Origin of the sequence: Pseudomonas donghuensis (genome assembly GCF_000696345.2) — a bacterium.
GTDB lineage: Bacteria > Pseudomonadota > Gammaproteobacteria > Pseudomonadales > Pseudomonadaceae > Aquipseudomonas > Aquipseudomonas donghuensis.
In genome coordinates this window covers 4,567,690-4,580,812 of the sequence record NZ_CP071706.1, presented here as the reverse complement: position 1 = coordinate 4,580,812, position 13,123 = coordinate 4,567,690, and the positions used below count along the sequence as shown (strand labels likewise).

The 13,123-nt window shown below is 60.9% G+C and carries 10 protein-coding genes; 6 read left to right on the top strand and 4 right to left on the bottom strand.

The genetic code is table 11. The features are described from left to right. Positions 1–13 precede the first annotated feature (13 nt). From BV82_RS21265 to BV82_RS21255, 3 genes are all read left to right on the top strand, one after another. The gene (locus tag BV82_RS21265) at positions 14–3,175 is read left to right on the top strand and encodes a CusA/CzcA family heavy metal efflux RND transporter (protein ID WP_036996680.1); all 3,162 of its coding nucleotides are present in this window, start codon (positions 14–16) and stop codon (positions 3,173–3,175) included. Between the two features lie 100 nt (positions 3,176–3,275). Beyond that, positions 3,276–4,604, top strand: a complete 1,329-nt coding sequence (locus tag BV82_RS21260; RefSeq protein WP_103143303.1) for an OprD family porin — start codon at positions 3,276–3,278, stop codon at positions 4,602–4,604. Between the two features lie 98 nt (positions 4,605–4,702). Then, positions 4,703–4,909, top strand: coding sequence for a hypothetical protein (locus BV82_RS21255; protein ID WP_010220987.1), 207 nt, complete (start codon positions 4,703–4,705; stop codon positions 4,907–4,909). Positions 4,910–4,980: 71 nt separating this feature from the next. On the opposite strand, the gene cmoB is transcribed toward BV82_RS21255, so the two are convergent. From cmoB to BV82_RS21240, 3 genes are all read right to left on the bottom strand, one after another. After that, positions 4,981–5,937: a tRNA 5-methoxyuridine(34)/uridine 5-oxyacetic acid(34) synthase CmoB gene (cmoB, locus tag BV82_RS21250; protein ID WP_036996676.1), complete on the bottom strand. Its 957-nt coding sequence runs from the start codon at positions 5,935–5,937 to the stop codon at positions 4,981–4,983. Next, positions 5,934–6,677 (bottom strand): carboxy-S-adenosyl-L-methionine synthase CmoA, encoded by a 744-nt coding sequence (cmoA, locus tag BV82_RS21245; protein WP_010220989.1) that lies wholly within the window; start codon positions 6,675–6,677, stop codon positions 5,934–5,936. The genes cmoB and cmoA overlap by 4 nt, the downstream gene beginning before the upstream one ends. A gap of 85 nt (positions 6,678–6,762) precedes the next feature. Next, positions 6,763–7,161 carry a protease inhibitor I42 family protein gene (locus BV82_RS21240; RefSeq protein WP_010220990.1) on the bottom strand — a complete coding sequence of 133 codons (399 nt, stop codon included), beginning with the start codon at positions 7,159–7,161 and terminating at the stop codon, positions 6,763–6,765. A 121-nt stretch (positions 7,162–7,282) separates the two neighbouring features. Here BV82_RS21240 and BV82_RS21235 point away from each other — a divergent pair, with 121 nt between their 5' ends. From BV82_RS21235 to BV82_RS21225, 3 genes are all read left to right on the top strand, one after another. Continuing rightward, positions 7,283–8,446: an alpha-xenorhabdolysin family binary toxin subunit A gene (locus BV82_RS21235; RefSeq protein WP_036996675.1), complete on the top strand. Its 1,164-nt coding sequence runs from the start codon at positions 7,283–7,285 to the stop codon at positions 8,444–8,446. 12 nt (positions 8,447–8,458) lie between these two features. Further along, positions 8,459–9,469, top strand: a complete 1,011-nt coding sequence (locus tag BV82_RS21230) for an alpha-xenorhabdolysin family binary toxin subunit B (RefSeq protein WP_036996674.1) — start codon at positions 8,459–8,461, stop codon at positions 9,467–9,469. Positions 9,470–9,546: 77 nt separating this feature from the next. Next, the gene (locus BV82_RS21225; protein ID WP_010220993.1) at positions 9,547–10,539 is read left to right on the top strand and encodes a hypothetical protein; all 993 of its coding nucleotides are present in this window, start codon (positions 9,547–9,549) and stop codon (positions 10,537–10,539) included. 66 nt (positions 10,540–10,605) lie between these two features. Here the strand turns inward: BV82_RS21225 and lon are convergent, their stop codons facing one another. Continuing rightward, positions 10,606–13,029, bottom strand: a complete 2,424-nt coding sequence (lon, locus tag BV82_RS21220; RefSeq protein ID WP_036996673.1) for an endopeptidase La — start codon at positions 13,027–13,029, stop codon at positions 10,606–10,608. Between the last annotated feature and the right edge of the window lie 94 nt (positions 13,030–13,123).

The following is a 13,123-nucleotide window of genomic DNA, read 5'->3' as shown; positions in this document are numbered from 1 at the left end:
CCGGGAACCTCACATGTTCGAACGCCTCATACAATTTGCCATCGAGCAGCGCCTGATGGTGCTGCTGGCGGTGCTGCTGATGGCCGGGCTGGGGGTTGCCAGCTACCAGAAGCTGCCGATCGATGCCGTGCCGGACATCACCAACGTCCAGGTGCAGATCAACACCCAGGCCGCAGGCTTTTCGCCGCTGGAGACCGAGCAACGCATCACCTTCGCCATCGAAACCGCCATGGCCGGGTTGCCGGGGCTGGAGCAGACCCGTTCGCTGTCGCGCTCGGGGCTGTCGCAGGTGACGGTAATCTTCGAGGAAGGCACCGACCTGTTCTTCGCCCGGCAACTGGTCAACGAGCGCCTGCAGCAGGCTCGCGAGCAACTGCCTGAAGGCGTTGAAGCGGCCATGGGGCCAATCTCCACCGGCCTTGGCGAGATCTTCCTGTGGACGGTCGAAGCCGCCGACGATGCGCGCAAGGCCGATGGCAGCCCCTACACGCCGACCGACCTGCGCGAGATCCAGGACTGGATCATCAAGCCGCAACTGCGCAATGTGCGCGGGGTGGCGGAGATCAACACCATCGGTGGTTTCGCCAAGGAATACCAGATTGCCCCGGACCCCAAACGGCTGGCGTCCTACAAGCTGACCCTGAGCGATCTGCTCACCGCCCTTGAGCGCAACAACGCCAACGTCGGTGCCGGTTACATCGAGCGCCGTGGCGAGCAGTTGCTGATTCGCGCCCCGGGGCAACTGGCCGGCATCGATGACATCGCCAATATCGTCCTGGCCAACGTCGACGGCACGCCGATCCGCGTGCGCAACGTCGCCGAGGTCGGTATCGGCCGTGAACTGCGCAGCGGCGCGGCGACCGAGAACGGCCGCGAAGTGGTGCTCGGCACGGTGTTCATGCTGATCGGCGAGAACAGCCGCACGGTATCCCGGGCGGTGGCGCAAAAGCTGGTGGAGATCAACCGCTCGCTGCCTGAAGGGGTGAGTGCGGTCACTGTTTACGACCGCACCAACCTGGTCGACAAGGCCATTGCCACGGTGAAGAAGAACCTGATCGAAGGGGCGATCCTGGTCATCGTCATTCTGTTCCTGTTCCTTGGCAACATCCGCGCGGCGCTGATCACCGCCATGGTCATTCCGCTGTCGATGCTGTTCACCTTCACCGGCATGTTCAGCAACAAGGTCAGTGCCAACCTGATGAGCCTGGGCGCATTGGACTTCGGCATCATCGTCGATGGCGCGGTGGTGATCGTCGAAAACGCCATTCGCCGCCTGGCCCATGCCCAGCAACATCACGGCCGCCTGCTGACCCGCTCCGAGCGCCTGCACGAGGTGTTCAATGCCGCCCGCGAAGCGCGCCGGCCGCTGATTTTCGGCCAGTTGATCATTATGGTGGTGTACCTGCCGATCTTTGCCCTGAGCGGGGTCGAGGGCAAGATGTTCCACCCGATGGCGTTTACCGTGGTGATCGCCTTGCTCGGCGCCATGCTGCTGTCGGTGACCTTCGTGCCCGCGGCCATCGCGTTGTTTGTGACCGGCAAGGTCAAGGAAGATGAAAACCTGCTGATGCGCAGCGCCAAGCGTGGTTATGCGCCGCTGCTCAAATGGGTCATGGGCCATCGGCCGCTGGCCTTTGCCCTCGCCGCTATGACTGTGCTGCTTTCGGGCATGCTGGCTAGCCGCATGGGCAGCGAGTTCGTGCCGAGCCTGAGTGAGGGCGACTTTGCCCTGCAGGCCCTGCGCGTACCCGGCACCAGCCTGAGCCAGTCGGTGCAGTTGCAGCAGCGCCTGGAGCAGAGCGTGCTCAGCCAGGTGCCGGAGGTAGAACGGGTGTTTGCCCGCACCGGTACGGCCGAGATCGCCTCGGACCCGATGCCGCCGAACATTTCCGACAGCTATGTGATGCTCAAACCTAAGGATCAATGGCCCGACCCGAGCAAGAGCCGCGAGCAACTGATCGCCGATATCCAGCGCGCCAGCGCGCGGGTGCCGGGCAGCAACTATGAGCTGTCGCAGCCGATCCAGTTGCGCTTCAACGAGCTGATCTCCGGGGTGCGCAGTGATGTCGCGGTGAAGGTGTTCGGCGATGACATGGCAGTGCTCAACAGCACCGCGGCGAAGATCGCCAGTACCTTGCAGGCGGTGCCGGGGGCGTCGGAAGTGAAGGTCGAGCAGACCTCCGGCCTGCCAGTGCTGACCATCGACGTCGACCGGGACAAAGCGGCGCGTTATGGCCTCAACGTTGGCGACGTGCAGGACACCATTGCCGTGGCCGTGGGTGGGCGCCAGGCTGGAACCCTGTATGAAGGCGATCGGCGTTTCGACATGGTCGTGCGCTTGTCCGATAACCTTCGGACCGACATCGACGGTTTGTCGCAACTGCTGGTTCCGGTACCGGCCAGCACGGGCAGCGGCGGCCAGATCGGCTTTATTACCCTCGCCGATGTCGCCAGCCTTGAGCTGGTGCAGGGGCCCAACCAGGTCAGCCGTGAGGACGGCAAGCGCCTGGTGGTGGTCAGCGCCAACGTGCGCGGCCGCGATATCGGTTCGTTCGTCGACGAGGCGGCGGCGCGCATCAATAGCCAGGTGAGCATCCCGGCCGGTTACTGGACCCGCTGGGGCGGGCAGTTCGAGCAGTTGCAGTCGGCGGCGCAGCGTCTGCAGGTGGTGGTGCCGGTGGCCTTGCTGCTGGTCTTTGGTCTGCTGTTCATGATGTTCAACAACCTCAAGGACGGGTTGCTGGTGTTCACCGGTATTCCTTTCGCCCTGACTGGCGGGGTGGTTGCCCTGTGGCTGCGGGATATCCCCCTGTCGATCTCGGCAGGCGTGGGGTTTATTGCCTTGTCCGGGGTCGCGGTGCTCAACGGCCTGGTGATGATTGCCTTTATCCGCGGCCTGCGCGAGCAGGGGCGTTCGCTGCATCAGGCCATCGACGAAGGTGCACTGACGCGCTTGCGGCCGGTGTTGATGACCGCGTTGGTGGCCTCCCTTGGCTTTATCCCCATGGCCCTGGCCACCGGCACCGGCGCCGAAGTGCAGCGGCCGCTGGCCACCGTGGTGATTGGCGGCATCCTTTCATCAACGGCGTTGACCCTGCTGGTACTGCCCGCGCTGTATTACTGGGCTCACCGCAAAGACGAGGAGGAGGTCGTATCTGAGGTGACGAAACTGTAATTCGCCGCTCATCTTCGGGTTATTCAGCCCTTGTCAGGATACCCATGGCGCCCGCATTGCGGGCGCCTTGCGTATTTCTGCGAAAAATCAGGAGTTGAAGATGGGGAACAAATCCACAGCCTGTTTGACCGGCGCCCTGGCCCTGGCCAGTTGTGCGACCGCCAGTGCCGTCAGCCAGCCCGAGGGCGGGGGCTTTATCGAAGACAGCAGCCTGACGGTGCTCAGCCGTAACTTCTATTTCAACCGCGACTACCGTAAAGGCGAACAGTCGCCCACCGGCAAGGCGGGCTACGCCGAAGCCTGGGCCCAGGCCTTTATCGCCCGCTTCGAGTCGGGCTATACCGAGGGCACGGTCGGTTTTGGCCTGGATGCCCACGCCATGCTCGCGCTCAAGCTCGACAGCGGCGATGGCCGCAGCGGCGGGCGCAGTTCGTTCGACATGTTGCCGGTGGACCGCAATGGCGATACCGCCAGCAACTTCAGCAAGCTGGGCGGTGCGATCAAGGCGCGCTTGTTCGACACCGAGCTCAAGTTTGGTGACGTGTTCCCGACCACGCCGGTGGTGCATTTCGGCGACTCGCGCCTGTTGCCGGAAAGCTTCACCGGCTGGACCCTGGAGAACACCAGCCTGGCGGGCCTGAAAGTGCAGGGCGGGCGCTTGCACGCCATGAGCCAGCCGCTGTCGAGCAACAACCGCGACGGCTTCGTGACCTTTTACGCCGGCCCCGTCGATTCGCCCTGGCTGGGCTACTTCGGTGGCGATTACCAGGCCAGCGACAACCTCAGCCTGAGCCTCTACAGCAGCCGTTTGAAGGACGCCTGGGATCAGTACTACGCCGGTATCAGCTACAAGTACCCGATCACCGACGAGCTGACCGGTTTCACCAGCTTCAACTACTACAAGGCCAAGGATGAAGGCCAGCAACTGCTGGGCAAATTCGACAACGATATCTGGAGTGCCCGCGTCGGCGTGAGCTATGGCGCCCATACCCTGGCCCTGTCGCACCAGCGCAACCAGGGCGACAACGATTTCGATTACCTGCGCCAGTCCGACTCGATTTACCTCGACAACTCGATCCAGTACAGCGACTTCAACTCGCCGAAAGAGCGCTCGTGGATGTTGCGCTATGACCTCGACATGGCCGCCTATGGCGTACCGGGCCTGTCGTTCATGAGCCGTTACGGACGTGGCAGCGGCATCGATTACTCCGATGCCAATGGCGTGTACATGCGCCGCGATGCCGAGGGTAATCCGCTGACCGGGCAGAAGCGTTGGGAGCGCGATATCGAAGCGAAGTACGTGGTGCAGTCCGGCAGTCTCAAGGACTTGTCGCTGCGTGTGCGTCAGGCCACGACCCGGGCCTCGGCCTTCGAATCGGACCTCGATGAAGTACGCCTGATTGTCGAGTATCCGCTGACCCTGCTGTAGGGCGAATCTTGCAGCACTGTAATGTGCGGCTCACCTTGGCGTTAGCTTGCCCTGCGTAAGATTGAACTGTCCTGAAATTCAATCACGAGGTGAGCAACATGAGCCTGAACAAGTATGTGCTGATGGCTGTATTGGCCCTGGGCAGCAGCGCGGCGCTGGCTGAAGGCGGAGCGGAGCGGTCGAAGCAATTCTGGGAAAACTTCCGCCTCAGCCAGGAACAGATTCACGGCAAGAAGGACCAGGCGCTGGCCGCGTCCGACTCGCAAAAGCGTGACACGGCGACCAAGCAGGTCGCCAAGGAGTAGCTCCATTCACCTTGGAAGCTCCCCGCTCCTTTGGAAAAGGTGAATTTTTGGCGCCCATTTGGGCGCCTGTTTTATTTGCGTGCCACCAGCACCGCGCGCCGTGGTGCCGGCAGGCCTTCGAGGGTGCGGCTATGGTCGTTGGGGTCGAGGAAGTCGCTGAGCGACTGGTAGCGCATCCACTCGGTGCTGCGCTGCTCTTCGACGCTGGTGGTGCTGACATCGACGCAACGCACATCGCTGAACCCGGCGCGGCGCAACCAGCGTTCCAGGGCTGGCACCGACGGCAGGAACCAGACGTTGCGCATTTGTGCGTAGCGATCTTCCGGCACCAGCACCTGATTTTCATCGCCTTCGATCACCAGGGTTTCCAGCACCAGTTCGCCGCCCTTGACCAGGCAGTCCTTGAGCGCCAGCAGGTGCTCGATGGGCGAGCGGCGATGGTAGAACACGCCCATGGAGAACACCGTGTCGAAGCCTTCGAGGTTGGCCGGCAGGTCTTCGAGGGCAAACGGCAGGTGCCAGGCCGGTAGCTCCGGCAGGTAGCGCTGCACGGCCTGGAACTGGCAGAAGAACAGCCAGTTGGGGTCGACACCGATGACGCTGTCGGCCCCGGCGCCGAGCATGCGCCACTGGTAGTAGCCGTTGCCGCAACCGACATCCAGCACCCGCTTGCCCTTGAGGTCCAGGTGCGGGGCGACCCGCGACCACTTCCAGTCCGAGCGCCATTCGGTGTCGACGTGCACGCCGAACAGGTCGAACGGCCCCTTGCGCCACGGTGACAGGCCCATCAGGGCCTGCTGCATGCGCGCTCGGGTGTCGTCATCGCAGTCGCAATCCAGATTGAGGCCGTTTTGCAGGTCGATGTGCGTAGGCACCAGTGCCGGCAGGGCGTCGAGCGCAGCCTGCCAGCGTTCCAGGTCGCCATGACCTTTTTCCATCTTGGCGTCGAGTTGCGCTTGCAGGCCTTGCGCCCATTGCGCCAGGGGGGTGCCCGCCAAGCGGCGGACCAGGGGGGACAGATCAATCATGGCAGGGCAATCAACGAGGCAAAGTTTAGGCATTGGAACCAGGGCACGACCTTGGAGAAACCGGCCGCCAGCAGGCGTTCGCGGTGCTCTTCAAGGCTGTCGGGTTTCATCACGTTCTCGATGGCGCTGCGCTTCTGGGCAATTTCCAGTTCGCTGTAGCCATTGGCGCGCTTGAAGGCCACGTGCAGGTCGGTGAGCAGCGCGTGTTCATCGGCATCTTCAAAGCGCAGCTTCTCCGAAAGGATCAGCGCACCGCCCGGCAGCAGCGCCTGGCGAATACGCGTGAGCAGTTCCAGGCGTTGTTCGGGGGCAATGAACTGCAGGGTGAAGTTCATCGCCACCACCGAGGCCGGCTGGAACTCAAGGGCAAGGATGTCGCCTTCGATCACCTCGACCGGCAACAGCTCCTGGAACATCGAGTCCTGGGCATTGAGGTACTGCCGGCAGCGCTCGACCATGGCCGCCGAGTTGTCGATGGCAATCACCCGGCAACCCTCGCTACGCACATGCCGGCGCAGGGCCTGGGTCACGGCACCGAGCGAGCTGCCCAGGTCGTACAGGGCAGTGTTGGGCTGGGCGAACTGGGCGGCGAGCACGCCGAGGTTCTCGACAATGGTCGGGTAACCGGGCACCGAACGCTTGATCATGTCCGGGAACACCCGCACCACGTCTTCGTTGAAGGCGAAGTCGGGCACCTGGCCAAGGGGCTGGGCGAATAGGCGGTCGGGTTCTTTGCTCACGGGGGCAATCCAGGCGTTGGGCGGTAAAGGGCCGGCATTTTAGCCAAACTGGCCGCAGGATGCATGGCCCGCTGACCAGCGCGGCCTACTTGACCGTGATTGCGCAATCGAAGGTCTGCACCGGGCGCACTTCCGGGGCCCAGGGTTGCTGGTAGACCAACAGCAGATGGCTTTCACCGGCGGCCTGGGCCTGGAAACGCCACAGCGATTGCCCGGCGCTACCGACGATGCCGGCATCTTCCGGGTGGCTGTAGACCTCGGGGCCAAGGCTACGCAGGATGCCCGCGGCCGGGTTCTGTAGCAGCCAGCGATAGCCGGTACTGGGGTTGCTGGGCAGGGTCAGGGTCAGGGTCTGGCCCAACTGCAGATGTACAGGGCACTGGCTGGCCTTTTCCAGCACCACATTCTCGTGCCGGCCTGGTGTTTGTGAACAGGCTGCCAGGAGTGACAGGCCAAGGACCAACAGCTTGCATTTGGTGTTCATCGACAATTCTGTCCGTCAGGTTGGTATTGGCTTTCAGGAAAGCCTGCCCTCTGCAGGGCACTTCACAGCGGGATTAGTTTGAAGGTCCCCGCCGAGTCGGCGTTTTAACAGGGACGTGGTCATGAGCAGTACACAGATCAATTTTGACACATTGCAGACTGAGGCTGAGCACCTGCCTGGCAATCTCATTCAGGCAATGGCGGAACGCGATGGCCCCGACGAGGGTGGGTTGACGCTGACACGAGAGCATATTGTCACCCTTAACCAGTATGCCAACTATACCTTCCAGCTTCCTGTTACCAAGGATGCAGTGATTCGCTGGTTGGGCTATTCCACCATCAAAGAGCCGGACCTGATGCCGGACAAGATGGAGGCGATGCACAAGCAGTTACAGAAACACGGACGCCGTTGGACAGTACTTGCCGACAATAGCAAGAAGCTTGGCTTCGAGTTGGCGGCCAGTGCCAATGGCATCAATACCACTGGCGACGAGATATTGGTCATTCTCGAAAACAGCCGTGCGCTGGGCAAGCGCAGGGACGCGTGGGAAACCATCAAGTTCGACAAGGCGATCAGCCTGGGGACAGAAGACCGCCACAGGGTTCTCGACCTGGTGGACTACATGGAGATACTGCGCGAAGACGTGGACCTGTTTTCTCGGCGTGTGGGCGCTGTCCGGGAAGAGACTGAACAGTTTCGCGATACCGCGCGTGAACAGCTGATCCCCTTGGTCGCGGTAAAAACCCAGGCGATCAAACGTCAGAAGGCGAGCGGGGCAGTACAGCAGCTGCGTGAAGATCTCGCCGAGCTGGACAATGAAATCAAAAAACTTGAAGCCGAGTATGACCAGTATGTCAAAGCCGCGCTGAGTGGCCTGGCTGCGGGGCCGCTGGGCGCGGCTATAACCGGCGGCATCTATGGCAGCAAGGCGGCGAAAGTCCGCAAGGAACGTAACAAGCTGCAGGGCCAGCGCGGTGAACTCAGCCAGAAACTCAAGGCGGCCGTTCGCCTGGAAGGGCTGGTGGAAGACCTCGGCACTCAAATGGGACAGCTGGATACTCGACTCAGGGATGTGGTGACAGCCGCCTCTCACCTGCAATCGGCCTGGCAGTTGATCGGGGTGTACATCGATACATCGATTGAACACCTCCAGCGTATCGAATCCAATCAGGAGTTGTTCAAGTTTGCGATATTTTTCAAACGCTTCATTGGGCAATGGAAAGACATTGAGAAGTTTGCCCAGCATATGAATCGTGTCTTTGATGACGCCGCAGCCGCCAAATAAGGATATAACGTAATGAATGATAATGTTGTCGCTTTGAGTGCTTCGCTTAATGTCCCGGATATGGACAAGATTCTCTCGGTCGTGTCGGCATACTCGGCGTTTTGGGAGCAACGTAGATTTGGCTTTCTGCCATTGCTGCATGAATCAGTTGAACGGCACTACAAAGGGATGCAACGGTACGTTGATGGCTTGGCTAAAAATTCGGAAGTGCTGGCGGTCACCATAAAGTCATACCAGCTTGATGAGCTGATTGACGATTTTCGAGAGGCCTCGGGAGACCCTGAAGAAGAGGAGTTCTTCCTGGAGGAACTGCAGATCTCAAAAAACAAGATCGCTGCAGAACTGGATGTCGTGGTCTCTGGGGTGATGACCGCTACAAAGTCCATCGCCAGCCTGCCGGTTTATGATGCGAGCCGCGACCAGGCCAGTTACCTGGAGACTCAGGAGCGCCTGGCCAGCAGGCTACAGGCGCTAACCGATACGCTCAACGGTAAACGCGAAAACCTTGCCGAGCTGGAAAAAGCCATCGGTGTGTTTGAGGCCAATGGCATCGAGCAGCTGTTCCAAGGCAAATTGCCAACGGTTGAACAGCTTCAGGGGCTGGTCGCTCAGGGCGCCACAACGGCCGGCGCTGCCGTAGCGGTCGAGCAGGCACTGGAGGCGCTGGGCAAACTGATGGAGGGCGTGCAGCAAGGCATGCAGTATTCACGGCTGCAAGACCAGCGTCGGGCGCTGCGCACGGAAGTAAACGAACTGATCGCTGAACAACGCGAAAAGGAGCAACGAGCGACTCAAGTGAAGGGCTATCTGCAAGCCCTGGTGGAGTATTCCGTGCTGAAACCAAAGCGCCTGGAATGGCTGGCTGAAAAGCAGAAGATTCATGTGCAACTGGAGACAGTGGCCAGTCAACTACGCAGGATAGAACTGGACAGTTTTGAGGGCGCGCAGGCGTTCAATCAGTTGCTGAAACAATTGCTCGCCTATGTTCAACATATAGTTTTCCAGTTCCGTCGAGCCTTTTAATCATTGCCGTGTCTCCGTGCGCCACCCATTGTTAGTTAAACCGGGTGGCGCGCTGAATGGCGAGCAGGAGAGCGCTAATGATGACTGCAAATGGAATGCTGGATAAAAACTGGCAAGTACAAGCTTCACGTCTTCCCGGCGCGTTGTTGAGCGCCATGGCGTCAGGGCAGGACACCGGTGCCCTGAGTTTGTCGCCAACACACGTGCGTGACCTCAATGAGTATGTCGCCTATACACGGGGATTGCCCAACTCACCGGCTGGCATTTATCAGTGGATGGGTGGAGGGCAGGCGAACCCTTGGACATTGATTCTCAGCGCGTTGATGTCCTCGAACCCTGAGCTGAATGGTAACGCCATGCTGACATTCTCTCGCCAGGTGAAACAGCATGCCAACGGCTGGGAGGTGTTGTATGGGAAAAACCTGCAGCTGACCCATACGTTGGTCACTGTCGCCAGCAACATCAACCGTTCAGGGGAGGTCATTCTGGATGTGTGCGCACAAACCAAGGCATTGGGTAAGCAACGTGAGGCCTGGGATGCTTTGCTGGGCGGTGAGGCGCTGGCGCTTAGTGTGGCCGATAGGCAAATTGTGTCGTCCTTGCCCATGTACGTGAATGCACTCAAGGAGCAATTGAAGGGATACGCCCGCGAGGTCGAGCGTGTGCGCATCGAGGCCACTCGGTTTCGCGATGAGGCTCGGATACAGGTCATTCCTGCGGCGACGAGAAAGGTCAATGAAATTGGCAAGTTGGTAAAACCAGCGACCCAGGGCGGTATCGCGGGGATTCTCGGGCAGATACTGCAATCACGTTTCCTGGAACTCTCAGGAAAACTGCGGAAACTGGAACAACTGCTCAGAGCCGTGGTGACGGCTTCGTCTCATGTTCATTCAGCCTGGCAAAGCCTCACTGCTTACATCGATGCGTCGAGTAATCAGCTGCAGCTCGTTACCTCAGGCCAGCAACTGGCCCGGTTTGCGATCTACTTCGGGCGGTTCCTGGGGCTATGGAAGACAATTGAACAAAGCGCGGTGCAGATGAACCGCACGCTGACCCGGTATCAGCCGTGAGCGTTAGGTAGCCGTACTCGAGCAGGTTGACGCGGGCTCTCAGAGCCCGCGTCTTCCAGAACCCCTTCAGGTGAACAACACCTTCGCCACATCACTGAAGCGCTTGGCGAAGTGCACGCTCAAGCCTTCCTTGAGGTAATCCGGCAACTCCTCGAAGTCTCCCCGGTTGGCTTCCGGCAGGATCAGCTCGAAGATCTTCTGCCGCCGCGCGGCAATGACCTTCTCGCGCACCCCGCCAATCGGCAGGACCTTGCCGGTCAGGGTCAACTCGCCGGTCATGGCCACGCCTTTCTTCGGCGCCTGGTCGCGAGCCAGTGACAGCAACGCACTGGCCATGGTCACCCCGGCGCTGGGGCCGTCCTTGGGCGTGGCGCCTTCGGGCACGTGCAGGTGTATGAAAGCTTCATTGAAGTAGCTTGGATCACCGCCGTATCGCTTGAGGTTGGCGCTGACATAGCTGTAGGCGATTTCGGCAGACTCCTTCATCACATCACCCAACTGACCGGTCAGCTTGAAGCCGCGGTTGAGGGTGTGGATGCGCGTCGCTTCGATCGGCAAGGTGGCGCCGCCCATGCTGGTCCAGGCAAGACCGGTGATCACACCCTTGCCGGAGAGCACCTGTTCGCTGCGAAACACCGGCATGCCCAGTGAGGCTTCGAGGTCCTTGGGGGCGATCTTGATCTTTTTCTCGGGGTCCTCGAGCAGTTGCACTACCGCCTTGCGCACCAGCTTGCCCAGCTGTTTTTCCAGCTGGCGTACACCGGCTTCGCGGGCATAGCCCTCGATCACCGTGCGCAGGGCGCTGTCACTGATGCTCAGGCTGGTCTTGGCCACCCCGGCTTTTTGCAACTGCTTGGGCCACAGGTGGCGCTTGGCGATGGCCAGCTTTTCTTCAGTGATGTAGCCGGACAGGCGAATCACTTCCATGCGGTCGAGCAATGGTCCGGGGATTGAGTCCAGCGTGTTGGCGGTACACACGAACAGCACCTTGGACAGGTCCAGGCGCAGGTCCAGGTAGTGGTCGAGGAAGTCGACGTTCTGCTCGGGGTCGAGGGTTTCCAGCAGCGCCGAGGCCGGGTCGCCCTGGTAGCTCTGGCCCATCTTGTCGATCTCGTCGAGCATGATCACCGGGTTCATCACCTCGACGTCCTTCAGTGCCTGCACCAGCTTGCCCGGCTGGGCACCGATGTAGGTCCGGCGATGGCCCTTGATCTCGGCCTCGTCGCGCATGCCGCCGACGCTGAAGCGATAGAACGGCCGGCCCAGGGATTCGGCGATGGACTTGCCAATGCTGGTCTTGCCGACGCCTGGCGGGCCTACCAACAGCACGATGGAGCCGCTGATCTCGCCCTTGTAGGCGCCAACGGCGAGGAACTCGAGGATGCGTTCCTTGATGTCACCCAGGCCGGCGTGATGCTGGTCGAGTACCTTGCGCGCGTGCTTGAGGTCGAGTTTGTCCTTGCCGTACACGCCCCAGGGCAGGGCGGTGGCCCAGTCCAGGTAGTTGCGGGTGACGGCGTATTCGGGCGAGCCGGTTTCGAGGATCGACAGCTTGCCCAGCTCTTCGTCGATGCGCTTTTGCGCGGCGGCGGGCAGGGTCTTGCCTTGCAGGCGCTGCTCGAACTGTTCGAGGTCGGCGCTGCGGTCGTCCTTGGTCAGGCCCAGCTCCTGCTGGATGACCTTGAGCTGCTCCTTGAGGAAGAACTCGCGCTGGTGCTCGCCGATCTGCCGATTCACTTGCGCAGAGATCTCGTTCTGCAGGTGCGCGACTTCGACTTCCTTGCGCAGCATCGGCAGGACCTTTTCCATGCGCTTGAGCATGGGCACGCAGTCGAGCACCTCCTGCAACTGGTTGCCGGTGGCCGAGGTCAGCGCGGCGGCAAAGTCGGTCAAGGGCGATGGGTCGTTGGGGCTGAAGCGGTTCAGGTAGTTCTTCAGCTCTTCGCTGTACAGCGGGTTGAGCGGCAGCAGCTCCTTGATCGCGTTGATCAGGGCCATGCCGTAGGCCTTGATCTCGTCGGTCGGCTCGCTGGGTTGATGCGGGTACTCGACCTCGACCAGGTACGGCGGGCGATGATGCTTGAGCCAGGTGCGGATACGTACCCGGGTCAGGCCCTGGGCGACGAACTGCAGCTTGCCGTTTTCGCGGCTGGCATGGTGAACCTTGACCAGGGTGCCGTACAGCGGCAGGGCCGAGGTGTCGAAATGACGATGGTCTTCTGGCGGCGAGTCCATGAAGAACAGGGCCAGGGAGTGATGCGGGGTCTTGGCTACCAGATCCAGGGTTTCGGCCCAGGGTTCTTCATTGACGATCACCGGCAACACTTGCGCGGGGAAGAACGGGCGGTTGTGGATCGGGATGATATAGACCTTGTCCGGCAACTGTTGGCCCGGCAAGGCAAGGTTTCGGCCGCTGTGTTCGGAGGCTTCGAGATGCTCGACTTCGGCGGTTTCCTCGGGACGTTCCGGTAGATCCTGCTGATCGCTCATGGCGCACCTGCTCAATGACTATGGTGCTTAGATGGGGCGGGTGGAGGAAAGATTCAAGCTTCAAGCTTCAAGCTACAAGCCGCAAGTGGGGAGC

Bases quoted from the DNA above. Each gene is read 5' to 3' on its own strand.
- cmoB (WP_036996676.1), bottom strand. From the start codon at position 5,937: ATGATTGATCTGTCCCCCCTGGTCCGCCGCTTGGCGGGCACCCCCCTG.
- BV82_RS21230 (WP_036996674.1), top strand. From the start codon at position 8,459: ATGAATGATAATGTTGTCGCTTTGAGTGCTTCGCTTAATGTCCCGGAT.
- BV82_RS21255 (WP_010220987.1), top strand. From the start codon at position 4,703: ATGAGCCTGAACAAGTATGTGCTGATGGCTGTATTGGCCCTGGGCAGC.
- BV82_RS21240 (WP_010220990.1), bottom strand. From the start codon at position 7,161: ATGAACACCAAATGCAAGCTGTTGGTCCTTGGCCTGTCACTCCTGGCA.
- lon (WP_036996673.1), bottom strand. From the start codon at position 13,029: ATGAGCGATCAGCAGGATCTACCGGAACGTCCCGAGGAAACCGCCGAA.
- BV82_RS21225 (WP_010220993.1), top strand. From the start codon at position 9,547: ATGATGACTGCAAATGGAATGCTGGATAAAAACTGGCAAGTACAAGCT.
- BV82_RS21235 (WP_036996675.1), top strand. From the start codon at position 7,283: ATGAGCAGTACACAGATCAATTTTGACACATTGCAGACTGAGGCTGAG.
- BV82_RS21260 (WP_103143303.1), top strand. From the start codon at position 3,276: ATGGGGAACAAATCCACAGCCTGTTTGACCGGCGCCCTGGCCCTGGCC.
- BV82_RS21265 (WP_036996680.1), top strand. From the start codon at position 14: ATGTTCGAACGCCTCATACAATTTGCCATCGAGCAGCGCCTGATGGTG.